This is a genomic window from Dactylosporangium sp. CA-139114, from assembly GCF_050955725.1.
Classification (GTDB): Bacteria; Actinomycetota; Actinomycetes; order Mycobacteriales; family Micromonosporaceae; genus Dactylosporangium.
Genome location: NZ_CP192080.1, coordinates 2,613,250 through 2,637,313, shown reverse-complemented (window position 1 = coordinate 2,637,313; position 24,064 = coordinate 2,613,250). Strand labels below are relative to the sequence as shown.

18 protein-coding genes and 1 riboswitch are annotated in these 24,064 nt (G+C 74.4%); of the genes, 7 read left to right on the top strand and 11 right to left on the bottom strand.

The genetic code is table 11. The features are described 5' to 3' along the window. Positions 1-81 precede the first annotated feature (81 nt). The 4 genes from ACQP2P_RS11940 (at position 82) to ileS (ending at position 6,111) form a co-directional block, all read left to right on the top strand. Complete coding sequence (locus ACQP2P_RS11940) at positions 82-972, top strand: FecCD family ABC transporter permease (protein ID WP_433619105.1); 891 nt, start codon at positions 82-84, stop codon at positions 970-972. After that, complete coding sequence (locus ACQP2P_RS11935; protein ID WP_433615553.1) at positions 969-1,970, top strand: FecCD family ABC transporter permease; 1,002 nt, start codon at positions 969-971, stop codon at positions 1,968-1,970. Before ACQP2P_RS11940 ends, ACQP2P_RS11935 begins: the two co-directional genes overlap by 4 nt. Next, positions 1,963-2,796 (top strand): ABC transporter ATP-binding protein, encoded by an 834-nt coding sequence (locus ACQP2P_RS11930; RefSeq protein ID WP_433615552.1) that lies wholly within the window; start codon positions 1,963-1,965, stop codon positions 2,794-2,796. Before ACQP2P_RS11935 ends, ACQP2P_RS11930 begins: the two co-directional genes overlap by 8 nt. A gap of 216 nt (positions 2,797-3,012) precedes the next feature. After that, positions 3,013-6,111 carry an isoleucine--tRNA ligase gene (gene ileS, locus ACQP2P_RS11925; protein WP_433615551.1) on the top strand — a complete coding sequence of 1,033 codons (3,099 nt, stop codon included), beginning with the start codon at positions 3,013-3,015 and terminating at the stop codon, positions 6,109-6,111. Positions 6,112-6,175: 64 nt separating this feature from the next. Here the strand turns inward: ileS and ACQP2P_RS11920 are convergent, their stop codons facing one another. From ACQP2P_RS11920 to ACQP2P_RS11905, 4 genes are all read right to left on the bottom strand, one after another. Continuing rightward, the gene (locus ACQP2P_RS11920; RefSeq protein ID WP_433615549.1) at positions 6,176-6,901 is read right to left on the bottom strand and encodes a cobalt-precorrin-6A reductase; all 726 of its coding nucleotides are present in this window, start codon (positions 6,899-6,901) and stop codon (positions 6,176-6,178) included. Between the two features lie 17 nt (positions 6,902-6,918). Continuing rightward, complete coding sequence (locus ACQP2P_RS11915) at positions 6,919-9,075, bottom strand: ricin-type beta-trefoil lectin domain protein (protein WP_433615547.1); 2,157 nt, start codon at positions 9,073-9,075, stop codon at positions 6,919-6,921. A 102-nt stretch (positions 9,076-9,177) separates the two neighbouring features. Continuing rightward, the gene (locus tag ACQP2P_RS11910) at positions 9,178-9,747 is read right to left on the bottom strand and encodes a hypothetical protein (RefSeq protein ID WP_433615546.1); all 570 of its coding nucleotides are present in this window, start codon (positions 9,745-9,747) and stop codon (positions 9,178-9,180) included. 255 nt (positions 9,748-10,002) lie between these two features. Next, positions 10,003-11,409, bottom strand: a complete 1,407-nt coding sequence (locus tag ACQP2P_RS11905) for a ricin-type beta-trefoil lectin domain protein (protein ID WP_433615544.1) — start codon at positions 11,407-11,409, stop codon at positions 10,003-10,005. 570 nt (positions 11,410-11,979) lie between these two features. Between ACQP2P_RS11905 and ACQP2P_RS11900 the strand changes: the two genes are divergently transcribed. Further along, positions 11,980-12,942, top strand: a complete 963-nt coding sequence (locus tag ACQP2P_RS11900; RefSeq protein ID WP_433615542.1) for a hypothetical protein — start codon at positions 11,980-11,982, stop codon at positions 12,940-12,942. A 358-nt stretch (positions 12,943-13,300) separates the two neighbouring features. Here ACQP2P_RS11900 and ACQP2P_RS11895 read toward each other — a convergent pair whose 3' ends face one another. Continuing rightward, positions 13,301-14,497, bottom strand: a complete 1,197-nt coding sequence (locus tag ACQP2P_RS11895) for an ROK family protein (protein WP_433615541.1) — start codon at positions 14,495-14,497, stop codon at positions 13,301-13,303. A gap of 115 nt (positions 14,498-14,612) precedes the next feature. Beyond that, positions 14,613-15,692 carry a hypothetical protein gene (locus ACQP2P_RS11890; protein WP_433615539.1) on the bottom strand — a complete coding sequence of 360 codons (1,080 nt, stop codon included), beginning with the start codon at positions 15,690-15,692 and terminating at the stop codon, positions 14,613-14,615. A gap of 135 nt (positions 15,693-15,827) precedes the next feature. On the opposite strand from ACQP2P_RS11890, the gene ACQP2P_RS11885 reads away from it, so the two are divergent. Continuing rightward, positions 15,828-16,562, top strand: coding sequence for a LamG-like jellyroll fold domain-containing protein (locus ACQP2P_RS11885; protein ID WP_433615538.1), 735 nt, complete (start codon positions 15,828-15,830; stop codon positions 16,560-16,562). Here the strand turns inward: ACQP2P_RS11885 and cobM are convergent. Genes cobM through ACQP2P_RS11860 form a run of 5 tightly spaced genes read right to left on the bottom strand, consistent with a single transcriptional unit; the run spans position 16,559 to position 22,790 of the window. Beyond that, complete coding sequence (gene cobM, locus ACQP2P_RS11880) at positions 16,559-17,302, bottom strand: precorrin-4 C(11)-methyltransferase (RefSeq protein ID WP_433615536.1); 744 nt, start codon at positions 17,300-17,302, stop codon at positions 16,559-16,561. The genes ACQP2P_RS11885 and cobM overlap by 4 nt on opposite strands. Further along, positions 17,299-18,822 carry a precorrin-6y C5,15-methyltransferase (decarboxylating) subunit CbiE gene (gene cbiE, locus ACQP2P_RS11875; protein WP_433615534.1) on the bottom strand — a complete coding sequence of 508 codons (1,524 nt, stop codon included), beginning with the start codon at positions 18,820-18,822 and terminating at the stop codon, positions 17,299-17,301. The genes cobM and cbiE overlap by 4 nt, the downstream gene beginning before the upstream one ends. Beyond that, entirely contained in the window at positions 18,813-20,141 is a 1,329-nt protein-coding gene (locus ACQP2P_RS11870) for a cobyrinate a,c-diamide synthase (RefSeq protein WP_433615533.1), read from the bottom strand. Before ACQP2P_RS11870 ends, cbiE begins: the two co-directional genes overlap by 10 nt. Next, positions 20,135-20,737, bottom strand: coding sequence for a cob(I)yrinic acid a,c-diamide adenosyltransferase (gene cobO / locus ACQP2P_RS11865; RefSeq protein WP_433615531.1), 603 nt, complete (start codon positions 20,735-20,737; stop codon positions 20,135-20,137). The genes ACQP2P_RS11870 and cobO overlap by 7 nt, the downstream gene beginning before the upstream one ends. Before the next feature lie 4 nt (positions 20,738-20,741). Next, positions 20,742-22,790 (bottom strand): VWA domain-containing protein, encoded by a 2,049-nt coding sequence (locus ACQP2P_RS11860; RefSeq protein ID WP_433615530.1) that lies wholly within the window; start codon positions 22,788-22,790, stop codon positions 20,742-20,744. 57 nt (positions 22,791-22,847) lie between these two features. Continuing rightward, positions 22,848-22,972, bottom strand: a riboswitch (cobalamin riboswitch). A 102-nt stretch (positions 22,973-23,074) separates the two neighbouring features. Here ACQP2P_RS11860 and ACQP2P_RS11855 point away from each other — a divergent pair. After that, positions 23,075-23,944 (top strand): hypothetical protein, encoded by an 870-nt coding sequence (locus ACQP2P_RS11855; RefSeq protein WP_433615528.1) that lies wholly within the window; start codon positions 23,075-23,077, stop codon positions 23,942-23,944. The last annotated feature ends 120 nt before the right edge of the window (positions 23,945-24,064 follow it).

The window sequence follows — 24,064 nt, the reverse complement described above, 5'->3', positions numbered from 1 at the left end:
CAGTCATTCGCTCGCCTCGCCGGGGCGGCCGGCGTCCTCGTCGTGGTCGCCGCCGCCAGCCTCGCCATCGGCGCGAGGGCGATGAGCCCCGCCGAGGTCTGGCACGGCCTGACCGACGCCGGCTCGGCCGGGGCCACCGTCGTGCGCGACCTGCGGCTGCCCCGCACCGTCCTCGGCCTGCTCGTGGGCGTCGCGCTCGGCCTGGCCGGGGCGCTCATGCAGGCGCTGACCCGCAACCCGCTCGCCGACCCGGGCCTGCTCGGCGTCAACGCCGGCGCGTCCGCGGCCGTGGTGAGCGCCATCGCCTTCCTCGGCGTGACGGACCTCTCGGGCTACGTGTGGTTCGCCTTCGGCGGGGCGGCCCTGGTCGCCGTCGTGGTCCATGCCGTGGCCGGCGGGCGCGGCGCCTCGCCGGGCAGTCTCGCGCTGAGCGGTACCGCGGTCAGCGCCGCCCTGTACGCATACGTCGCCGCCGTCCAGCTCCTGGACACCGCGTCGCTGGACCGGATGCGGTTCTGGACCGCCGGCTCGCTGGCCGCGGCCCGCCCCGGCACCGCGGCGCTGATCGCCCCGTTCGTCCTGGCCGGCGTCGTCATCGCCGCGCTGCTGGCCGGCCCGCTCAACGCGCTCGCGCTCGGCGACGACCCGGCCCGCGCGCTCGGCGCCCACCCGGGCCGCATCCGGGTCCTCGCCGCGGTGTCGATCGTGCTGCTGTGCGGGGCGGCGACCGCGGCCTGCGGCCCGATCGTCTTCCTCGGCCTCATGGTGCCGCACCTGGTCCGCCCGTTCACCGGCCCGGACGTGCGCCTGCTGCTGCCGTTCAGCGCGGTGCTCGCCCCGGCCCTGCTGCTCGCCTCCGACGTGCTCGGCCGCGTGGTCGGCCGCCCCGGCGAGCTGCAGGTCGGCGTGGTCACCGCGGTCGTCGGCGGCGGCTTCTTCCTGGCCATCGTGCGCCGCCGGAGGGCGTCGTGACCGCGCGGGCGCGCCTGCGGGTCGCCGGGGTCAGCGCCGCCCTGGCCGTCGCGGCGATCGTCGTCGCCCTGGTCGCCATCGGCAGCGGCGACTACCCGATGAGCCTGCCCGACGTCGTGCGCACCCTGTTCGGCGGCGGCTCCCCCGCCGACGCGTTCATCGTGCGGGAGCTGCGCCTGCCCCGGGTCGTGACCGCCCTCGCCACCGGCGGCGCCCTGGCCCTGGCCGGCGCGCTGTTCCAGTCCCTCGTGCGCAACCCGCTCGGCAGCCCCGACGTGCTCGGCTTCACCCAGGGCTCGGCCACCGGCGGCCTGCTGGCGGTCGTCGCGCTCGGCGGCGGCACCACGGCCGTGGCCGCCGGCTCCGTGCTGAGCGCGATCGCCACCGGCACCGCGATCTACCTGCTGGCCTGGCGCGGCGGCGGGCACGGCCACCGGCTGATCCTCGTCGGCATCGGCGTGGCCGGCATCCTCACCGGCGTCAACAGCTACCTGCTCACCCGCGCGAACATCGTGGACGCGGCCCGGGCCGTGCTCTGGCTCACCGGCAGCCTCGACGGACGCGGCTGGGGCCACGCCGCCGTCGCCGGCGGCGCGCTCGTCCTGCTCACCCCGGTCGTCGCCGTCCTCGGCCGGGCCCTGGCCAACCTCGAGCTCGGCGACGACCCGGCCCGCGCGCTCGGCGTGCACGTCGGCGCCGTCCGGCTCACCGCCCTCGCGTGCGCCGTGCTGCTCGCCGCCGCGGCCTCGGCCGCCGCCGGGCCGGTGCTCTTCGTCGCGCTCACCGCTCCGCAGCTGGCCCGCCGGCTCACCGGGGCGAGCGGCCCCAACCTGCTGCCCTCCCTGGTGCTGGGCGCCGCCCTGCTCACCGGGGCCGACGTGCTCGCCCAGCGCCTCTTCCCCGGCCACCAGCTGCCCGTCGGCGTCGTCACCGGCCTGCTCGGCGGCGGCTACCTCGTCCTGCTCCTGGCCCGAACCGCAAGGAGAGCCCGTGTCTGACCGGCTGCGCGGCGTCGACCTGACCCTCGGCTACGACCGGCGGACCGTCGCCGAGGACCTCCGCATCGACATCCCGGACGGCTCCTTCACCGTGATCGTCGGGCCCAACGCGTGCGGGAAGTCCACGCTGCTGCGCTGCCTGGCCCGGGTCCTGAGGCCCAGGGCCGGGCACGTCCTGCTCGACGGCCGCGACATCGCCACCCGACCGGCCCGTGAGGTCGCCCGAACCCTCGGCCTGCTGGCCCAGAGCGCGACCGCCCCCGACGGGATCACCGTCGCGGACCTGGTCTCCCGCGGCCGCTACCCGCACCGGGGCCCGCTGAGCACCTGGAGCGACGCCGACGAGCGGGCGGTGCGGTGGGCCATGGAGGCCACGGCGGTCACGCCCCTGGCCGGCGCGTTCGTCGACGAGCTCTCCGGCGGCCAGCGCCAGCGCGTGTGGATCGCGATGGTGCTCGCCCAGCAGACCCCGCTGCTCCTGCTCGACGAGCCAACCACCTACCTCGACATCACCCACCAGCTCGACATCCTCGAACTGTGCGCGCGCCTGCACCGCGAGCACGGCCGCACCCTCGTCGCCGTGCTGCACGACCTGAACCTGGCCGCGCGCTACGCCACCCACCTGGTCGCCATGCGCGACGGGCGCGTCCTGGCGCAGGGCCCCCCGGCCGAGGTGGTGACGGAGGCGATGATGCAGGAGGTGTTCGCGCTGCCCTGCCGCGTGATCCCCGACCCCGAGACCGGCACCGCGCTCGTGATCCCCCGGCGGCGCCTATACTCTGCGGCGGGCGTTGAAGGGGACGAGTACCTCCGCACGCAGCCTTGAGCGAACCGGGGACGGTGGAAGCCCGGCAGGCGTGCGCGGGCGGGAAGATCACCCCGGAGCCGCCGGAAGAACGGCCGTGCGCGGCTCAGTAGACCCGGCCACAACTGCACACGAGTGGGCCGCGCGCGCCGCGGCCAAGGAGGGTGGTACCGCGGGGCCGGCACGGTCTCGTCCCTCCGTCGAACGCCACGACCCGACGGAGAGGTGCCACGCATCATGTATCGGCCGGTTCCAGCGCAGGTCGACCTGTCCCAGCTGGATCATCAGGTGCTCGCGCTGTGGAAGGAGCGCGACGTCTTCGGGCGCAGCCTCGCGCAGTCCGAGGGCCGACCCGAGTGGGTGTTCTACGAGGGGCCGCCCACCGCCAACGGCATGCCGGGCGCGCACCACATCGAGGCGCGCGTGTTCAAGGACGTCTTCCCGCGGTACAAGACCATGAAGGGCTTCCACGTCGGGCGCAAGGCCGGGTGGGACTGTCACGGGCTGCCCGTCGAGCTCGCCGTCGAGAAGGAGCTCGGCTTCTCCGGCAAGCAGGACATCGAGGCCTACGGCGTGGCCGAGTTCAACGCCAAGTGCCGCGAGTCGGTCACCCGGCACACCGACGCGTTCGGCCGGCTCACCGAGCGCATGGGCTACTGGGTCGACATGGACCGCGCCTACCGGACCATGGACCCGCAGTACATCGAGTCCGTGTGGTGGTCGCTCAAGCAGATCTTCGACAAGGGGCTGCTCGCCGAGGACTTCCGGGTCTCGCCGTGGTGCCCGCGGGACCAGACCGGCCTGTCCGACCACGAGCTCGCCCAGGGCTACGAGACCGTGACGGACCCGTCGGTCTTCGTCCGGTTCCCGCTCACCTCCGGCCCGCTCGAGGACGCGTCCCTGCTGGTGTGGACGACCACGCCGTGGACCCTCGTGTCCAACACGGCGGTGGCGGTACACCCCGACGTCACCTACGTCGTGGCCACCGACGGCACCGAGCGCCTGGTGGTGGCCGAGCCCCTCGTCGGCAAGGCGCTCGGCGAGGGCTTCCGGGCGACCGGCGAGTCCTTCACCGGCAAGCAGATGGAGCGCTGGACGTACCAGCGCCCCTTCGACCTGGTGCCGATGGAGGGCGCGCACTTCGTGGTCCTCGGCACCTACGTGACCACCGAGGACGGCACCGGCCTGGTCCACCAGGCGCCCGCCTTCGGCGCCGACGACTACGCCACGTGCAAGGCCTACGACCTGCCGATGGTGAACCCGATCCAGCCCGACGGCCGGTTCGCGCCCGAGGTGCCCGAGGTCGGCGGCGTGTTCTTCAAGGACGCCGACGCCGCGCTGGTCGACGATCTGCGGGCGCGCGGCCTGCTGCTGCGCCACCTCGCCTACGAGCACAGCTACCCGCACTGCTGGCGATGCCACACGCCGCTGCTGTACTACGCGCAGCCCTCCTGGTACATCCGCACCACCCGCATCAAGGACGCCCTGCTGCGGGAGAACGAGGGGACCACCTGGCACCCGGAGTCGATCAAGCACGGGCGGTACGGCGACTGGCTCACGAACAACGTCGACTGGGCGCTGTCGCGCAGCCGCTACTGGGGCACCCCGCTGCCCATCTGGCGCTGCGAGGAGGGCCACCTCACCTGCGTCGGGTCGCTGGCCGAGCTCGGGGCGCTCGCCGGGCGCGACCTGAGCGACCTGGACCCGCACCGCCCCTACATCGACGAGGTCGAGCTGGCGTGCGAGTGCGGCCGCACCGCGCGGCGCGTGCCCGAGGTCATCGACGCCTGGTACGACTCGGGCGCCATGCCGTTCGCGCAGTACGGCTACCCGCACCGCAACGCGGACGTGTTCACCGCGAGCTACCCGGCCGACTTCATCTCCGAGGCGATCGACCAGACCCGCGGCTGGTTCTACACGCTCATGGCGGTCGGCACGCTGGTGTTCGACCGGTCCAGCTACCGCAACGTCGTGTGCCTCGGCCACATCCTCGCCGAGGACGGCCGCAAGATGTCCAAGCACCTCGGCAACATCCTGGAGCCGATGGCGCTGCTGGAGCGGCACGGCGCGGACGCGGTGCGCTGGTTCATGGCGGCCGTCGGCTCGCCCTGGTCGGCGCGGCGGGTCGGGCACACGCTCATCCAGGAGGTCGTGCGGAAGGTCCTGTTGACGTACTGGAACACCGTCGCCTTCCAGAGCCTCTACGCGCGCACCGCGGGCTGGACCCCGGCGCGGAGCGTGCCCGTCGCCGAGCGGCCGGTGCTCGACCGCTGGGTCGTCTCCGAGCTCAACCTGCTCGTCGGCGAGGTCGACGCGGCCATGGACGCGTTCGACACCCAGCGGGCCGGGCGGCTGCTCGCGGCGTTCGTCGACGACCTGTCGAACTGGTACGTGCGGCGGGCCCGGCGCCGGTTCTGGCGCGGCGACCCGGCCGCGCTGAGCACCCTGCACGAGGCGGTCACGACCGTCACGCTGCTCATGGCGCCGCTCACGCCGTTCATGACCGAGCGGGTGTGGCAGGACCTCGTGGTGCCCACGGACCCCGGCGCCGCGCAGTCGGTACACCTGGCCGCCTACCCGGTCGCGGACCCCACCCTGGTCGACCCGCGCCTGTCGGAGGAGATGGCGCTCGTGCGGCGCCTGGTCGAGCTCGGCCGGGCCGCGCGCGCCGACGCCTCCGTGAAGACCCGCCAGCCCCTGGCCCGGGTGCTGATCTCGACGCCGGACCTCGACGGGCCGCTGCTGGAGCTGCTCGCCGAGGAGCTCAACGTGCAGTCGGTCGAGCCGCTCACCGGCTCGCTGGTGCACACCTCGGCGAAGGCGAACTTCCGCAGCCTCGGCAAGCGCTTCGGCAAGCGCGTGCAGGAGGTCGCGGCCGCCGTCGCCGCGACCGACGCCGCGGCCCTCGGCGCCGCGCTGCGCGAGACGGGCTCGGCGACCCTCGAGGTCGGCGGGGAGCCGGTGCGGCTCGAGCGCGAGGACGTGTTCCTGACCGAGACGCCCCGCGAGGGCTGGGCGGTGGCCGGCGACGCCGGCGCGACCGTGGCGCTCGACCTGCACATCACGCCGGAGCTGCGCCGCGCCGGCATCGCCCGCGAGGTGATCCGGCAGGTGCAGGAGACGCGCAAGTCCTCCGGGCTCGAGGTGGTGGACCGGATCGAGGTCGGATACGCCACGTCCGGCCCTTCCGGCCCGGAAACGGCGGCGGCGCTGACCGAGCACGCCGCCGCGATCGCCGACGAGGTCCTCGCGACGGCGTTCGGCCCGGGTGAGCCGTGGCCGGGCGCGGAGGTTCACGAGGCGGCGGGCCTGCGGTACTGGCTCCGCAAGGCCTGACGCCTCGATCGCCAGCAGCGGGGGTGCGCCCGGACGCCGGGCGCACCCCTGAAGCGGGCGGGCATCAGCGGGGCGGTTCCACCCGCAGCAGGCGCGCGGCGACCGCCTCGACGGAGTCGAACACGGGGACGCCCGGGGTGACCGGCGGCCGGTCGACGACGACCACCGGGATCCCCAGGCGCTCGGCGGCCTCGAGCTTCGCGGCCGTCATGGCGCCGCCGCTGTCCTTGGTGACGAGGACCTCGATGCGGTGCCGCCGCATGAGCTCGATCTCGCCGTCCACCGTGAACGGTCCCCGGTCCCGGATGACGTCCACATTGGACGGCACCTCGTCGGGCTCGTCCACGCACCGCAGCAGGTAGTGGCTCCCGGGGTCGCGGAAGTGGCCGATGCTCTGCCGGCCGGTGGTGAGGAAGACCCGCCGGCCCAGCGACGGCAGCAGCTCGGCGGCGGCCTCGAGCGACGGGACCCGGTGGCCCGCGACCGCATAGCCGGGCCGGCGCAGCACGAGCAGCGGGACGTGCGTCTCGGCGCACGCGAGGGCCGCGTTCGCGGAGATCCGGGCGGCGAAGGGGTGGGTGGCGTCGACCACCGTGTCGATGCGCTCGGCGCGCAGGTAGGCCGCGAGCCCGGCGGGCCCGCCGAAGCCGCCGATGCGGACCTCCCCCGCCGGCAGGGCCGGGTCGGCGACGCGGCCGGCGAGGGAGGAGATCACGCGGTACGGCGGCGGCAGCACCGAGGCCAGCCGCCGGGCCTCCCCGGTGCCGCCCAGGATGAGCAGAGTCGGCACCGGGCAAGCCTAACCCGTCACGGGTAGCTGACCAGGTTCTCGACCTGGTGGCCGGAGTTGACCGCGGCGCCCGTGCCGTTGACGACGTGCGAGATGGTGCCGGTGCCGCCCAGCGAGACGGTCACCATGTCGTGGAGCTTGACGCCGGCGGTCTGCGGCACCTCGAACGAGTGCCCGAGCACCAGGCTGGGGTTGGTGCTGAAGTAGCAGTAGCTGCCCAGCCCCCAGGCCTCGTGGGTGGTGACGTTCGCCGCGACCTTGTACGCCGCCCAGCCCTGCGCCCCGCCGCCGCTGGACCAGCCCGACTGGTTCGGCACGTCGTAGGGGATCTCGTTCTGGAAGAAGTACGTGCGCCCGCCGTTGCCGTTCCAGATCACCTGGTACTGCTGATAGTGCTCGACGAAGAGCCCGTAGAACGTCACGTTGGCGCCGTTGACGACGAGCCCGTTGGCGGCGGTGTTCGTGTTCCAGCCGACGGTGCCCCCGTTGCCGTGGTCGGCGCGCCAGATCCAGGCGTGGTCGCCGATCACGTTGTTCGAGTTGATCCGCAGGCTGACCGTGGCCTTGCCGGCCGTGGCCCCGCCGATGCGGAAGAACACGTCGTGCAGCGAGACCGGGTTGGCCGAGTGGTCGGCCGACGAGCCGCTCGGGCCGACCTCGAGCAGCACCGGCGAGTTGACGGTGCCCGCGTCGAAGAGGATGCCGGCGAGCTTCACGCCGTCGACGTCGGCGACGGTCATCGCCGTCACGCCGTTGTCGGGCACGATCGTGGCCAGGCCGAGGCCGAGCACGACGGTGTCCGGGCGGGTGATCCGGATGGTGTCGCTGACGTGGTAGACGCCCGGCGTGAACAGCAGGTTCTGCCCGGCGGCGAGGGCCGCGTTGATCGAGGCGGCGGTGGCGCCGGCCTTGACGACGAAGAACCGGCTGATCGGCAGCGAGGCGCCGGCCGTGCTCCCGCCCTGCCACGAGTTGCCGGTCGCGTTGGTGCGCAGGCTCGGCACGAACACCTGGTAGTTGCCGGCGCCGTCGACGTACAGCAACGGCTTCTCCCGCACCACCGGGGTGCTCGTCACGCGGGTGTAGGGCGGGCTCGGGAAGGTGCCGCCGGGCGCGTTCGTGTCGCCGACGAACACCATGTTCCAGTTGGAGCCGGTCCAGCTGCCCATAGTCGAGTTGCGGGTGATCCACTGCTGCTGCGAGCCGGAGCGGATCTGCCCGTCGACGGCCGAGTCGGAGATCCAGCCGCCCGAGGACCAGCCGCCGTCGTCGAGCTGCAGGTTGCCGCGCACGTGCATGCGGCGGTAGGGGGCGGCCTGGGAGACGGCCCACCGGTCGGTGCCGCCGGTCGGGTTGACCGACAGGTTCTCGGCCGAGCGCCAGAAGTTCTGGGTCGCGTTGCCCTGGAACCAGTCCGCCTCGGCGTGCACGGCCCCGTTGATGCTCACCTGGTCCGGCGAGAGGCCGAGGCCGGCGACCTGGGTGTAGAAGCCGACGTTGGCGTCGACGTTGTAGGTGCCCGGCTTGAACAGCAGCGCGTAGCGCTGGGCGCCGAACTGGTTGCTCTGCTGCCCGTTGAACACGGCGTTGAGCCGGCTCTGGATGGTGGCGGCCGGCATCGACGGGTCGAAGACGGACACGTTCGGCCCGAGGTCGGGGTTGCCGGTGTTCGGCGGGTTGCTCGTGGGCGGGTTCGACGTCGGCGGCGTGGTGCCACCCGGAAGGACCCACTGCTGGTTGGCGCTCGCGAAGCAGTCCCAGATCTGCAGCGGGGTGCCGTCGGCCGAGCTGGGCCCGGTCGCGTCGAGGCACTTGCCCAGCGACCGCAGGGTGCCGTCGCTGTTGCGCGACCACTGCTGCGCCGCGGTGCCGTTGCAGTCGTAGATCTGGACCTTGGTGCCGTTGGCCGAGCTGGCCGCGGCGACGTCGAGGCACTTGCCGAGGGCACGGATCGTGCCGTCGTCGCCGACGGTCCACTGCTGGGCGGTAGTGCCGTTGCAGGTGTAGAGCTGCACCTGCGTGCCGTTGGCGGAGCTGGCCGCGGCGACGTCGACGCACTTGCCGCCGTAGCCGGTGATCCGGCCGGAGGTGGCCGCCGAGGCGCTCGTCATGGCGAACACGCCGATGCCGGCGGCGGCCAGGACGGTCGCCGAGACGGCGAGCCCGATCCTCATGCGAGGCCGTCGCCGTGTGGTGGAGGGGTTCACTGCGGTCCCTTCTGGGGGTGGGTACGGAAAGCTGTTCCCACCCCCGGGACCACCACTGGGCTCCTGCCGTCAGGCGGCGATCTGGCCCGTGCCGCCGATCGTCTCGTTGACGGACTCGAGCCAGGCCTTCATGTCCGTCGCCTGCAGGCCGGTGCCGCCGACGACGACGGTGCTGCCGGCCAGGAGCGTCGGATACGACTTCGCCTGGTCCTGCGCGTACGCCCGGGCCGCGTTGGCCGCCTTGAACTCCACGAAGAGCGCCTGCTGCCCGCGGTGCGGCAGCGCGTCGCCCTTCTTCTCGTAGCAGTCGAACTGCTTGAAGCTCGCGACGGACGAGCGGTACTTGGGCTCCACGCCGGTGGAGTTGGCGTCCCACTGCCCGAACTTGCAGTCGGGGTCCTTGGTGAACAGCTCTCCGGTCAGCTTTCCGACGGTGGAGAACTCGAGCTTTCCGGCCTGGCCGGAGGTCTTCGCCGAGGCCTTGGCCGACGCGCCGGCGGAGGTCGACGGCGCGGCGGACTCGGCGGCCGCGGGAGCGGACGCGGGGGCGGAGTCGGTCTTGGGGGCTTCCTTCTTGTCGTCGCCGCACGCGGCGGTGAGCAGCAGCACGGCGCAGACGACGGGCAGCAGGCGCTTCATCGGGGATTCCTTTATGTGGTACCGCATGTGGCACGCGGAGTGTCTTCGTCGGACGAAGAGCAACCTATGCGCGCCGCGGCCCCGTTGAATCCCGGATGTATGCCACCCGACAACCGACGTGTGCTACCTCACCCCCGGGAAAGGCGGGCCGGCCCCGGGTGAGTCGACCGGCCCGCCGTTTCCTTTTCGTGCCGGTGCCCCGGCCGTCCGCATACCGGGGCACCCGTCCGTGAGGCTCTCGACACCGAGCCTCGGCTAGCCCTGGTACTGGGCGATGACCTTCGTGTAGTCCCACGCGCTCTGCGAGACGCCGCTGCACGTGTCGTCGTTCGTGCTGCCCCCGTTGCACGGCCGGTCGCGGTTGGCCGACCAGAACGTGAACCGGGCCAGGTGGTGCTGCTGCGCGTAGGCGAGCATGGTGCGGAAGTCCGCCACGGTGACGGTCTCGCCGACGTCGGTGATCCCGTTCATCGAGGAGATGCCGGAGTGCCGGTAGGCCTGGTCGTCGGTGTAGTGGTAGCCGTTCTTGACCACGTTCTTGAGACCCTCGGCGGCCTGGACGGTCAGGTTGCCCATGTTCTGCCCGGCCGCGCCGAAGTCGAACGGCATGATGGTCCACGCGTCGACGGTCAGGCCGCTGGCCGCGGCCCGGTTGATCATCGACGAGTCCGGCCCGGTGCGGTCGCTCGGGAACGTGACGTAGACGGCGGTGTTCGGGTTGTTGGCCTTGACGGTCTTGAGCGCGTCGATGGTGCGCTGCTGCAGGGTCGGGTTGTTGTAGACCGTGCCCTCGATGTCGATGTCGATCGCCTTGAGACCGTAGGCGTTGATGACCTTCTGGTAGGCCGCGGCGAGCGCGCTCGCGCTGCTGCAGGTCTGCTCCAGCCACGGCCCGCTGGCCCCGCCGAACGACACGGCGACGTCACCGCCGGCGCCGCGGATGTTGTTGATGATGGTCTGGTCCTGCCCGCCGGTGAGCGGCCGGTTGCCGTCCCAGAGCGGGTCGCAGGCGCCGTTGGAGAGGATGAACGCCATCGTGAACCACTTGACGCCGGTCGCGCTCATGATGGTGCGCGGGTCGGGCAGGTTGCCCCAGCCGAGGTACGCGTAGGGCGCCGCGCCCATCGCAGGGTTGGACGTGGGCGGGTTCGACGTCGGCGGGTTGGAGGTCGGCGTCGTGGTGCCGCCGGGCAGCGTCCACTTCTGGTTGGCACCGGCGAAGCAGTCCCAGATCTGCAGCGGGGTGCCGTCGGCCGAGCTCGGCCCGGTCGCGTCGAGGCACTTGCCGAGGGCGCGCAGTGTGCCGTCGCTGTTGCGGGTCCACTTCTGGGCGGTGGTCCCGTTGCAGTCGTAGATCTGGACCTTGGTGCCGTTCGCGGAGCTGGCCGCGGCGACGTCGAGACACTTGCCCAGGGCACGGATCGTGCCGTCGTCGCCGACGGTCCACTGCTGGGCGGTAGTGCCGTTGCAGGTGTAGAGCTGCACCTGCGTGCCGTTCGCGGAGCTGGCCGCGGCGACGTCGACGCACTTGCCGCCGTAGCCGGTGATGGCTCCGACGGTGGCGGCGGACGCGGAGTTCATCGCCACGACGCCGACCACGCCGACGACGGCGAGGGCGGCCGCGACGATCACTCCGCGGCGGATCAGGCGGGTTCCTGCCATGAGAGGCCTTTCATGAGGGTGGCCCCGGACGGGCGCCGCTTCGGGCGGCAAGCTATCTGTTAAGCGCCCTTCCAGATTGAGGGCAGGCTATGACCAGATTCATCACGCGTCAATAAAAGAGGCGAAAAAAGGGGTGCCGTTAAGGCCCCCTTGAACCTCGCGGCAGTCCGTGAGCGGGAGGTTGCGCACCGCGGCCCGACGAGGCGAACCCCACCGGTGACGCACCTGGCCGCGGCCAGGCTCCTCGATGGCAGCCCCGCCGAGCGGACCACGTCCGCCGGCCCACCCGGATCGTCAACGTCCGTCGATCGGCTCCAGCGGCCTGGTCGCCGAGCGGCGCACGCTCGTGCCGGGACGGCGCACCTGATCACGCGGCTCGAAACGGGCTTCCGACGCCCGCTGCGTGGAGTTCGCCGCGACGACCGACGGCCTCGCCTCGTGCGGATCGGCGCGCGCACGCCGATTCCGGCCGACGACCAGGCGGCACGTGTACTCGCGGTAAAAGATCGCGTGCCGTCATGATGTCGACTTCGCGTTGTCGGCGCGGCCGGATGCCGCCACTGTGCCAGCATGTCGATCGAGAGGCTCACCGGGGCCGCGCTCCTGGTAACCATGACGCTGCTCGCGGCCGGCTGCGGCGGCGCGCAGCCCACGCCGTACGCCCCCTCGCCCGCCCCCTCCCTGACGCCCGCCGGCGACTCGCCACGCCTGCCGTCCGGGCTGGCCTGGTTCAGCGAACGCGATCGCACGGTCAGCGTCTTCGACCCGGCCGACGGCCGGACGGTGTACCGCTCGGAGGTCGCCGGCGCCGCCGGGGTGCGCCAGCTGAGCATCGCGCCCGGCGGTACCGCCGCCGTCGGCGTCGCCGACTGCCGGCTGCTGGTGTTCCGCTGGGACGGCCGCGCGTTGAGCCGGACCGCCGAACACCCCAAGCCGGCCGGGCTGTGCTTCAGCGACGCCGGGTTCCGCGACGGCCGGGGTTGGGCGGAGACCAAGAGCGACGGACCCGCCAACACCGTCGACCCGCGGCCGTGGTTCACCTTCGACCCCGCGGCCCCGCAGGCGCTGCGGCAGGAGACGCCGATGGTGCCCATCCACCGCAGCGACGTGACGGTGACCGGCCGGGACGACGTCGTCGGCGAGATGTTCGGCAACGACAAGCGGGTGACCTCGGTGGAGCTCTACAACGCGAAGGCGGCGAAGCTCAAGTACCTCTGCCGGCACCGCATCGACGACGTCCGCGTCTTCTGCACCACGCAGACAAGCCCCGACCTGACGCAGCCGTTCGGCGCCATCGCCATCGCCACCGTCGACCTGGCGAAGAAGTCCGTGACACTGGAGCAGGTCGCCCCGCAGTCGCGGACCGTGGTCCATGCGGTGACGCTCTCGCCCGACGGCCGTGAGCTCGTCGTGCGGGCGGACTCCTGGCAGCGGCTCGCCCGCGACGGCAGCCACCCGCCGGCGGGCGTCGCGGCCGAACTGCCCGCGGACGACGACAACCTCGTCGCCGGGTCACGCGTGCTCTGGCTCTGACCGTCCCGGCGGCCGGCGGGTGCCGCCGGCCGTCAGCCGACCCCCTGGTCCCACGGCGCGGGCCGGAGGACCTGGCCCGCGCCGTCGCGCGGCGGGGTGCCGGCGAACGGAAACGAGCGCGGAATCTCGTGGGCCCGCCGGCGACGATGCGGTCGGTGCGCCGGTCGGCGATGGAGGCGTCCGGTCGCTCACTGCCGCAAGACGCGGCAGATGGGCGCTCAGGGGCGCGACGCCCGGCGCCGCAGATGGGCGCTCAGGGGCGCGACGCCCGGCGCCGCAGATGGGCGCTCAGGGGCGCGACGCCCGGCGCCGCAGATGGGCACTCAGGGGCGCGACGCCCGGCGCCGCAGATGGGCGCTCAGGGGCGCGACGCCCGGCGCAGCAGCTCGGCCATGGGCAGGGTCGCGGCGCCGAAGGCCACCGCGTCGGGGCCGAGCTCGCACAGCTCGATCGAGACCTGGCCGAAGGGGTGCTCGAGGGCCTGCTCCCCGGCCGCCGCGCGGATCTTGTCGAGCAGGCGGCCGCCGAGGGCCAGGCCGGCCCAGCCGCCGAGGACCACGCGCTCGGGGTTGAACAGGTTGACCAGGTTGCCGATGCCGGCGCCGAGCATGCCGGCGGTCTCGTCGAGGGTAGCGGCCGCGGCGTCGGTGCCGTCGGCGACGAGCGCGGCCACGTCGGCCATCTCGCCCCCGGCGGCGGGGCGGGACGGGTCGAGGGCCCGCGCCCGCTCGAGGATGCCCTCGGCGCCGACGTAGGCCTCCAGGCAGCCGCGGGCGCCGCAGCGGCACTGCCGGCCGCCGTAGACGACCGTGGTGTGCCCCCACTCCCCCGCGCTGCTGCTGGCGCCGCGGTAGACGGTGCCGTTGGTGATCACGGCCGCCCCGACGCCCGAGCCGACGAGCACGATCACCGCGTTGCCCGCGCCCCGGCCGGCGCCGAACCACATCTCGGCCTGGCCCTGGGTCTTGGCGCCGTTCTCGACGAACAGCGGGGCGGTGATCCCGCGCTCGCGCAGCAGGGTGTGGAAGGAGACCCCGCGCCAGCCCAGCGTCGGGGCGTAGACCAGCGGCGGGTCGGCCTGCTCGACGGTGCCGGGCACGCCGATGCCGATGCCGAGCACGTCCTGCGCCGCGGTGTCCTTGAGCACCTCCCGGATGCCGGCCTCGAGCTGGCCCGCGACCACGGACGGGTCGGGGCGCGAGGACGGCAGCGGCTCGTCGACGGTGGCCAGGCGGGTCATCGACAGGTCGAACAGCTCGACCTTGACCCCGGTCTCGCCGACGTCGGCGCCGACGAGCCGGCCGAAGTCCGGGTTGACGCGCAGCAGCACGCGGGGGCGCCCCCCGTCGGACTCGATCTGGCCGGCCTCGATGATGAGGCCCTCGTGCAGCAGCTCGGCCGTCACACTGCTGGCGGTCGCGGCGCTCAGACCGGTGATGCGGCTCAGGTCGTGGCGGCTGAGCGGTCCCCGGAAGAACAGCTCGGACAGCAGCGTCGAGCGATTGCGCCGGCGCATGTCGCGCGTCGTCGCCCGTTCGACCTCGATGCGCACCACCGCGGTTCCGACCTCCCCCTTGATCCCTCGGTAGCGATCGTGTCACGCGCGCCGATGCGCGTCGACACCGGAGGGCCGGTTCCCCGCCGCACCACCCCCGCGACCAGGCCGACCGTCACACAGGGCCGCTCGATCGCCGCCGCGCCCGCCGTGCCACCCCCGCGACAAGGCCGATCGTCACCACCACGAAGACCCCGGTGAGCAGCGCCACCTTGCCCCGCTCGTCCGGACCGGCGGCCGCCACGGCGCCCGGGCTCGGCTTCGGGGCGGCGGCCGGGCTCGACACGACCGGCGTGGGCGACGGCTCCGGGCGCCGCACGGTGTACCGCAGGATGCTCACCGGCCCCGGCTGGTCGGACACGGTGAGGAAGTCCCGGCCGTCCGGCGTGTACGCGATCGCCTCGCCCTGCGGCTCGTCCGGCAGCGGGGTCACCCTCGGCGTGCCGGTGGTGATCGCCTTGGCCACGTCGCCGTCGGGCACGTCGAACTCGTAGGCGTCGGCGTAGGTGCGCACGACCGCCCGGGTGCCGTCGGGCGAGACGGCCGCGCCGGTGACGAACCCCTCGCCGAGGAAGCCCCACGGGTTGCTGGTGCCGGTGTGCGCGGCCTCGAAGCGGCCGACGGCGGTCAGCGGGGCCCCCTCGGCGTTGTCCGTCGGCAGCGGGGTGTCGAGCCGGAACACCTGGCCGCTGGGGTCCTTGGTGACGATGACCGGGCGGCCCGACCCGTCGATCATCAGCGCCTCGGCGTCCCGCGGGGTCCCGTCGGGGTACCGCAGCCGATGGATCTTCATGCTCTTCGCCCCGGGCGCGAGCGTCCACAGCGCGATCGTGTCGCGGCGCTTGCCGGAGCCGCCGGTGAGCGGGCTGTTGTCGCCGATGTCGGCGATCCACACCGTGCCGTCGCGGCCCACGGCGAGGTCCTCGGGGTCGCGGGCCGTCGTCGGGTAGCCCACGCTGCGGGTCACCTTGCAGTCCGGGCCCAGGAAGAACAGGCGCGTCCGGCTCGGCTCGGGGTTGGAGTCGTTCTCCACGAGGTACCCGCCGCCGGGCAGCGCGGCGAGGCCGGACGCCTCGGTGACCGCCGGGTCGGTGATGCGGCACGCCTCCCTGGCCCCTTCGGGCCGCGCGAACGCCGGCGCGGGAACGGCCAGGGCGCAGAGGACAACCGCCCCGATCACCGCCGCCCGTCGCACGCGCTCCAGTCTGACAGAGCCGCTGCCGAGCGAGACGACCAGATGACCGTGGGTCATACGAACAGACGCGTACAGTAACCGACCCGTTGGTGGAATGCGATGTTTCGCGTCCCGCAAATATGGAACATTTCGGACATGAAGACATGGGGGAATCTGGCCGGGCTGGCGGCCGGGGTCGCCGCGCTGCCGCTCCTGGGCTCGGGGGCGATCGCGAGCCCGGCCGCCGGCGAGCCGGTCGTCATCGCGCGCTACGACTTCGACGCGGCCCAGCAGGGCGGCACCGTCGCCGACGTCTCCGGGCACGGCCACACGCTGACGTCGTCCGCCGGCCGCGGGGGCAAGGTGAGGCTGCCGGCGCGCGGCACCGGGCGCGCGGCCGCGTTCCCGGCCAAGTGCACCGGCAGGAAGTGCCCGCGCGCGGTGCTGCAGGCGCCGGACGCGCCCGAGCTCAACCCGGGCGCGGACCCGATCCGCTTCGGCGCGACGGTGCTGCTGGCCAAGGGCCAGACCGGCTCGGGCGAGAACATCCTGCAGAAGGGGTACTCGGCCTCGGGCGGGCAGTACAAGCTCCAGGTCGACGGCAAGGCGGGCCGGCCCAGCTGCGTCGTGTCCGACAACGTCGTGCGCGGCATTCACGTGGCGCGCTCCGACGTCTCGATCGCCGACGGCACGTGGCACTCCCTCGAGTGCCGGCGCGCCGGCGCGAGCCTGACCCTGCTGGTGGACGGGGCCGTGCACGCCACGCTCGCCATCCCGGCCACGCTGGCCATCACGAACACCGTGCCGCTGAGCATCGGCGGCAAGGGCGACGGCGCCGACAACGACCAGTTCCACGGCACCCTCGACGACGTCTGGATCGCCCTTGGTTAGTCCCGGTGGCGGCTGGTGGAGTACAGGTGGCTGTCGGGGAACTCCGAGGCGGCCAGCGCCGGGCCGACGATGATGACCGCGGTGCGCCTGATGCCGGCCGCGCGGACCTGCTCGGCGATGTCCGACAGGGTGCCGCGCAGGATCACCTCGTCGGGCCGGGAGGCGTAGGCGACCACGGCGGCCGGGCACTGCGGGCCGTAGTGCGAGGCGAGTTCGGGGGCGAGGACGTCGATGCGCTGGACGGCCAGGTGCAGCACGAGCGTCGCGCGCGCGGCGGCGAGCGTGGCCAGGTCCTCGCCGGGCGGCATCGGGGTCGCCCGGGCGGCCGTGCGGGTCAGGATCACCGACTGCGCGACGCCGGGGACGGTCAGCTCGCGGCCGAGCGACGCCGCCGCGGCCGCGAACGCGGGCACGCCGGGCACGATCTCGCAGGGCACGCCGGCCGCGTCCAGCCGGCGCAGCTGCTCGGCCATCGCGCTGAACACCGACGGGTCGCCGGAGTGCAGCCGGGCCACGTCGAGCCCCCGCTCGTGCGCGGCGACGATCTCGGCCACGATCTGGTCGAGGTCGAGGTTCGCGGTGTCGACGAGGCGGGCTCCGGGCGGGCAGTGCTCCAGCAGCTCGACCGGCACGAGACTGCCGGCGTAGAGGCACACCGGCGCCGCGGCCAGGCGGTCCCGGCCGCGCACGGTGATGAGGTCGGCCGCGCCCGGGCCGGCCCCGATGAAGTACACGGTCACGTGCGCACCATCCACTGCGTCACGGGGAGCATCGGCCGCCACCCCAGGAACCCTCCGACGGGCGCGGCGCGGTGCACCGCGAGGCGGGTGAGCTCCCCGCCGTAGCGCTGCTGCAGCTCCGCCACCAGCCGCTCCGACTCGATGGTGACCGCGTTGACGACGAGCCGGCCGCCGGGGCGCAGCGCGCTCCAGCACGCGTCGAACACGCCCGGGGCCGTGAACCCGCCGCCGATGAAGATCGCGTCGGGCCGGGGCTGCCCGGCCAGGACCGCGGGGGCGGAGCCGAGCACGAGCCGCAGCCCGGGCACCCCGAACGTCTCGGCGTTGCGCCGGATCCGCCCGGCCCGGTCCTCGTCGCGCTCGAAGGCGACCGCGTGGCAGGCCCGGTGGGCCCGCATCCACTCGATGCCGATGCTGCCCGAGCCGGCGCCCACGTCCCACAGCAGCTCCCCCGGGCGCGGCCCCAGCGCGGCGAGCGTGACGGCCCGGATCTCGCGCTTGGTGAGCTGGCCGTCGGAGTCGTACCGCCCGTCGTCGATCCCCGGCACGACGGCGATCCCGGCGCCGCCGCGCGCCTCGACCGCCACGATGTTCAGCGGGCGCGCCGCGGCCGGGTCGTGGTGGACCCGCTCGTCCGGCGCCCCGAGGTCCTCGAGGATCGTGACGGCGCTGCCGGCGAACCCGGTCTCCTCCAGGATGCGCCAGACCTCCGCGGGCGTCTGCCGCCCGGCCGAGAGCACGAGCACCCGGCGGCCGTCGTGCAGGAACCGCCGCAGGAGCGCGGCGTCGCGCACGACGTCGGTGTCCTCGACCGCCCAGCCGAGCCGCGCGCAGGCGAGGGACACCGAGGACGGCTGCGGGATCACGGTGACGTGGGCGGGGCCGAGCAGGCGCACCAGCGTGGTGCCGATCCCGTGGTGCATCGGGTCGCCGCTGGCGAGCACGCACACGCGCCGCCCGTGCCGCTCGGCCAGCAGCCCGGGCAGGGCGGGCACGAGCGGCGACGGCCACGCGACCCGCTCGGCGCCCACGCCGGCAAGCAGGTCGAGCTGGCGCGGGCCGCCGAACACGACCTCGGCGTCGCGCAGCGCGGCGGCGCCCTTCGCGCTGAGCTCCCCGCCGGCCCCGATGCCCACGACGACGACGTCGGGCGCCGGCGCGGCGACGGCGATCGTGGCGCCCGGCGAGGAGCGCTTGCCCACGGTGAGCACCGCGGGGCCGGCCACGGCGAGCAGGGCGGCCGCCTCGGCGACGCTGGGTGTGCCGAGGGCCTGCGACACGCGCGCCGAGGGCGACGGCACCGCCACGGCCGCCAGCCGCTCGGGCGGGAAGGAGACCGCCGCGCACCCGAGCTCGGCGGCCACCGACTCCGCCAGGTCGCGGCGGGCGTCCACGGTGGCCACCGCGCCGATGCCGTCCAGTGTGGACAGTGACCCGGTGGACAGTGACTCGCGCAGGAGCGAGAGCACCTCCGCCGGGTCCGTCGACGGGCGGGCGCCGAGACCGAGCACTAGACGCACGACGCCACCAGGCGGTGCGCGAAGCCCGGGTGGCCGGCCCAGTGCAGGTGCAGGTAGGAGGCGTGCACGGCGCCGGACACGAAGCCGTCGCGGCCCTCGCGCCACGCCCAGGCCGGGGCCGCGCCCGTCGCCGGGGTGACGCGCGTGCGGTGGAACTCGTGGCCGGTCACGCGCGTGCCGGCCGGGGCGAGGACGCTGTCGGACAGGGCGACGGCGTCGCGGTAGCCCAGCGTGAGCGAGGGCGTCATGACCGCCTCGGCGTCCAGGACCCCGCACATCGGGCGGCCGTCGAGGGTGCGGCAGAGCCAGAGCAGGCCCGCGCACTCGGCCGCGATCGCGCCCCCGGCCGCGGCCAGGGCGGCCACCTCGCGGCGGAGGGGCTCGTTGGCGCAGAGCTGCTCGGCGTACACCTCCGGAAAACCACCGCCCACGACGAGCGCGCGGGCGCCGGCGGGCAGGGCCTCGTCCCGCAGCGGGTCCACTGTGGCCACCTGAGCGCCGGCCGCGGCGAGCAGCTCCACGGTCTCGGCGTAGCCGAACGAGAACGCTGGGCCGCCCGCGACCGCCACGACCGGCGCCCCGGCGACGGGCTCGGCGACGGCCGGCGTCCACGGCGGCGCGCACAGCGGCGGGGCGGCGCGGGCCACGGCCAGCACCGCGTCCAGGTCCACGCTCGCGGCCACGAGCCCGGCCAGGGCCGCGACCGACGCGGCCGCCTCCGCCGACCGCTCCACCACCGGCACCAGGCCGAGGTGGCGCGACGGGGCGGCGACGGCGTCGTGGCGGCGCAGGACGCCCAGCACCGGCGTGCCGACCTCGGCGCAGGCGTCGCGCAGGATCTGCTCGTGGCGGTCCGAGCCGACGCGGTTGAGGATCGCGCCGGCGATGTGGATGCCGTCGCCGAACGTGCGGAAGCCGTGGATGAGCGCGGCCACCGAGCGCGCCTGGGCGGTCGCGTCGACGACGAGGACGACGGGCGCGGCGAGCAGCCGGGCCACGTGCGCGGTGGAGCCGAACTCGCCGGCCCCGGTGCGCCCGTCGTAGAGGCCCATGACGCCCTCGACCACGGCCAGGTCGGTGCCGGCCGAGCCGTGCGCGAACAGCGGCCCGACGAGGTCCTCGCCGACGAGCACCGGGTCGAGGTTGCGGCCCGGGCGTCCGGCGGCGAGGGCGTGGTAGCCGGGGTCGATGTAGTCCGGCCCCACCTTGAACGGCGCCACGCGCTCGCCCCGCGCGGCGAACGCGGCCAGCAGGCCGGTCGCGACGGTGGTCTTGCCGTGACCGGAGGCCGGGGCCGCGATGACGAGCCGCGCTACCACTCGATGCCCTGCTGGCCTTTTCGCCCGGCGTCCATCGGGTGCTTGACCTTCGTCATGTCGGTCACCAGGTCGGCCAGCTCGAGCAGGTCGGGGTGCGCGTCGCGGCCGGTGACGACCACGTGCTGGTTGCCGGGCCGCTCGCGCAGGGTCTCCACGACGTCGGCGATGTCGACCCAGCCCCACTTGATCGGGTACGTGAACTCGTCGAGGACGTAGAAGCGGTACGCCTCCGCGGCCAGGTCGCGCTTGATCTGGGCCCAGCCCTCGGCCGCCTCGGCGGCGTGGTCGCGCTCGGTGCCGGGCCGCTGGATCCACGACCAGCCCTCGCCCATCTTGTGCCACACCACGCTGCCGCCCTGGCCGGTCGCGCCGAGCGCGCGCAGGGCGGTCTCCTCGCCGACCTTCCACTTCGGGCTCTTCACGAACTGGAACACGGCGATGGGCCAGCCGGCGCTCCACGCGCGCAGGGCCATGCCGAACGCGGCGGTGGACTTGCCCTTGCCCTGCCCGGTGTGCACGGCCAGCACGTGCTGGCGGCGGCGCTGGCGGGTGGTGAGCCCGTCGTCGGGCACGTTCTCGACCTTGCCCTGCGGCATCTGACTAGGCTCCCAGGCTCGCGAGTGGAATACAGGATGCGTCCAGGGCCCCGGCCAGGCGGCGGGCGAGGCCGAGGCGGATCGGGCCCTGCTCGCAGTCGACCACGACCGCGGGGACGCCGTGCAGCAGCGGTACGACGCTCAGCGGGTCCGGCCCGCTGGTCGAGCGCCCGTCGGTGACGACCACGAGCAGCGGGCGGCGGCGGGCGTCGCGGCGGCGCTCGCCGTGCAGGGTGCGCGCGGCCTGGCGCAGCCCGGCGGCCAGCGGCGTGCGGCCCCCGGTGCGCAGCTCGGCCAGGCGCACCACGCCGACCTCGTGGCTCGCGGTCGGCTCCAGCACCAGCGTGGCGTCGTGGCCGCGGAACGAGACCATCCCGACCTTGTCCCGGCGCTGGTACGCGTCGCGCAGCAGCGACAGGATCGCCGTCTTGACCACGCCCATGCGCTGCCGGGCGGCCATGGAGCCGGACGCGTCGACGACGAACAGCACCAGGTTCGCCTCACGGCCGACCTTGACCGCCTCGCGCACGTCGCGGGCCTCGGCGCGGCTCGACCCGCGCAGCGCGGCGGCGCGGATGGTGTCGGGCACGTGGATGCTCGTGAGCTTGCCGCCGAGCGGGGCGCGGGAGCGCACCACGCGGCCGTGGCGGGACAGGGCGGGCGAGCGGCGGCCGGCGTGCGCCCCCGCCTCGCGGTTCGCCCGGCCCGCGATGCTGAGCAGCTTCGGTTTGTACGGCACCCCGGCGAACGCCAGCTGCCCCGGCGCCCCGACGCTCGCGCCGGACGGGTCCCCCGCGTCCCCCGCGCCCACGTCCGCCGTGTCCGATTCGCCCCGCGAATCGGATTTGTCGGTAACGGGACCATCGTTCGGCTCGACCGGCGGCCGCTGCTCGGGCGCGACCGGCGGCGGCGGGTCCCCGGCCCCGGCCCGCTCCGACTCCGGCGAGTCGGGCATGTCCGAGATATCCGTCGGGCTGGGCGGAACCGGGTCATCGTCCGGGGGCGGGCCGCCGTCGCCGGGAGGCGGGTCCTCGTCCGGCCCGGCCTCCTGCTCGAGCACCTCTTCGAGGCGGTCGCGGTCGGCCCCCGGCGGGTCGAGCGGGTCCCGCCGGCGCCGGTGCGGCAGCGCCAGCCGGGCCGCGTCGCGCACGTCCGCCTTCGTGACCACGCTCCGCCCGTGCCAGGCCGCGAGCGCGACCGCCGTGCGGGCCACCACGATGTCGGCCCGGAGGCCGTCGACGCGGTACGCCAGGCAGATCCGCGCGATCCGGTCGAGCTGCGCGTCGGGCAGGGCCACCGCCCCGAGCCGGGCCCGGGCGCTGACGATCCGCGCGGCCAGGGCGGCGTCCTCGGCCACGTAGCGCCCGGCGAACGACGAGGGGTCGGCCTCGTACGCCAGCCGCCGCCGCACGACCTCGGCCCGCGGCGCGGCCTCCTGCGGCGCCGCGACCCCGACGACGAGCCCGAAACGGTCCACGAGCTGCGGCCGGGGCTCGCCCTCCTCGGGGTTCATGGTGCCCACGAGCAGGAAGCGGGCCGCGTGCTTGACCGACACGCCGTCGCGCTCGACGTGCGCGCGGCCCATGGCGGCGGCGTCGAGCAGCAGGTCGACGAGGTGGTCGGGCAGCAGGTTGACCTCGTCGACGTAGAGGACCCCGCGGTGCGCGGCGGCGAGCAGGCCCGGCTCGTAGGCCTTCACCCCGTCGCCGAGGGCCCGCTGCAGGTCCAGGGTGCCCACGACCCGGTCCTCGGTGGCCCCGACGGGCAGCTCGACCAGGGCGGACCGGCGGCGTTGGGTGCCCGCGCCGGGAGTGTGCGGGCCGTCCGGGCACTCGGGGTCGGGCGCGGCCGGGTCACAGGCGAAGCGGCAGCCGGCGACGACGTCGACCTCGGGCAGCAACGCGGCCAGGGCCCGCACGACGGTGGACTTGGCGGTGCCCTTCTCGCCGCGGACGAGCACCCCGCCGATGGCCGGCGAGACCGCCGTGAGCAGCAGCGCGAGGCGCAGATCGGCCAGGCCGACGACGGCCGAGAACGGATACGGCGGGGTCACGGGCACTCTTCCCTTCGGCGGGTCCGCGCCCGCGAGGCGGCTGTTGCGAGCGGCCGGAGTCTCCTGACTGCCGGTTCCGCGCCGCCCCTCGCCCGCCCCGGCCGTCGCCGGCCGTGGTCCGTGCTGAGGTGCGACTCCCCGGTCACAGTGGCGGGACCGTCCCGGACTCGCACCGGGTTCCTCCGCATACCGCTCGCCCGCCATCGTGTCCCACCGGCCACCGGCACGTCAACGTGGCGCGGTGTGACCCTCACGATCCGCACCGGCCGGCCGATGGGACGGGCATGCGGCGCGTCCTGGACTCGGCCGCGCAGACCCTGCTGTGCGCGCTCCTCGTGGCGGTCGCCCTGATCGCCGCGACGCCGCCGCGGCTGCCGGGGCTGGCCCCGGAGACCTCGGTGGCGCCGCCGGGCACGCGGGCGATGTGGCTGTGGGAGCACGACGATCCCGGGCCGGTCGTGGACTGGGCCGCGGCCAACGGGGTGCGAGCGCTGTTCGCGTACTACGACCCGCGCACCGACGACACCGCACGGCTGCGGCGCCTGCGGGAGCTGTGCGACGCGGCCGGCATCATGCTCGACGCGCTCGGCGGGGAGCCCGGCTGGACGACCGACCACGCCACCGCGCTGGCCTGGGCCGAGGGCGCCGCGGCCACGGGCCTGTTCCACGGGCTGCACCTGGACGTCGAGCCCTACCTGCTGCCCTCCTGGAGCCAGGACCAGGCATCACTGGTACCGCAGTATCTGTCACTGCTCGACGAGACGGCCACGGCCACGGACCTGCCGCTCGAGGCCGACGTGCCCTTCTGGCTGCCGACCGTGACCCTCGCCGGCGGGGTGAACCTGGCCGACGCCGTGCTCGCCCGCGTCTCCGGCGTCACGGTGATGAGCTACCGCAACACCGCCACCGGCGCCAACTCGATGGTCGGGGTCGCCGACGACCTGCTGCGGCGGGCCGGGCGGGTCGCCAAGCCGGTGCGCCTGGGCGCGGAGACGCAGGCCCTGGGCGACTGCGCGTACTGCACCTTCCACGGCACCACCGCCGGTCAGCTGCACCGGACCCTGGCCGCGGTCGACTCCGCCGCCCAGCGGTACCCGGCGTTCGCGGGCATCGCGGTGCACCAGTACGAGTCCTGGGTCGCCCTGAGCGGCTAGGCCCCCCGGGAACCCGAATCGACCCCGGCCGAACCGGAGGTGAACCACGACCGGCCTCAACCCGCCCCGTCCGCCGCCGATCAGCCGGTCGACAGCAGTCGTCATGGGAAGGACCCCTCC

What these genes read in the sequence shown, in the direction of transcription:
- ACQP2P_RS11940 (WP_433619105.1), top strand. Translation starts at nt 82, where the DNA reads ATGAGCCCCGCCGAGGTCTGGCACGGCCTGACCGACGCCGGCTCGGCC.
- ileS (WP_433615551.1), top strand. Translation starts at nt 3,013, where the DNA reads ATGTATCGGCCGGTTCCAGCGCAGGTCGACCTGTCCCAGCTGGATCAT.
- ACQP2P_RS11915 (WP_433615547.1), bottom strand. Translation starts at nt 9,075, where the DNA reads ATGAGGATCGGGCTCGCCGTCTCGGCGACCGTCCTGGCCGCCGCCGGC.
- ACQP2P_RS11910 (WP_433615546.1), bottom strand. Translation starts at nt 9,747, where the DNA reads ATGAAGCGCCTGCTGCCCGTCGTCTGCGCCGTGCTGCTGCTCACCGCC.
- ACQP2P_RS11905 (WP_433615544.1), bottom strand. Translation starts at nt 11,409, where the DNA reads ATGGCAGGAACCCGCCTGATCCGCCGCGGAGTGATCGTCGCGGCCGCC.
- ACQP2P_RS11900 (WP_433615542.1), top strand. Translation starts at nt 11,980, where the DNA reads ATGTCGATCGAGAGGCTCACCGGGGCCGCGCTCCTGGTAACCATGACG.
- ACQP2P_RS11885 (WP_433615538.1), top strand. Translation starts at nt 15,828, where the DNA reads ATGAAGACATGGGGGAATCTGGCCGGGCTGGCGGCCGGGGTCGCCGCG.
- cobO (WP_433615531.1), bottom strand. Translation starts at nt 20,737, where the DNA reads ATGCCGCAGGGCAAGGTCGAGAACGTGCCCGACGACGGGCTCACCACC.
- ACQP2P_RS11855 (WP_433615528.1), top strand. Translation starts at nt 23,075, where the DNA reads ATGCGGCGCGTCCTGGACTCGGCCGCGCAGACCCTGCTGTGCGCGCTC.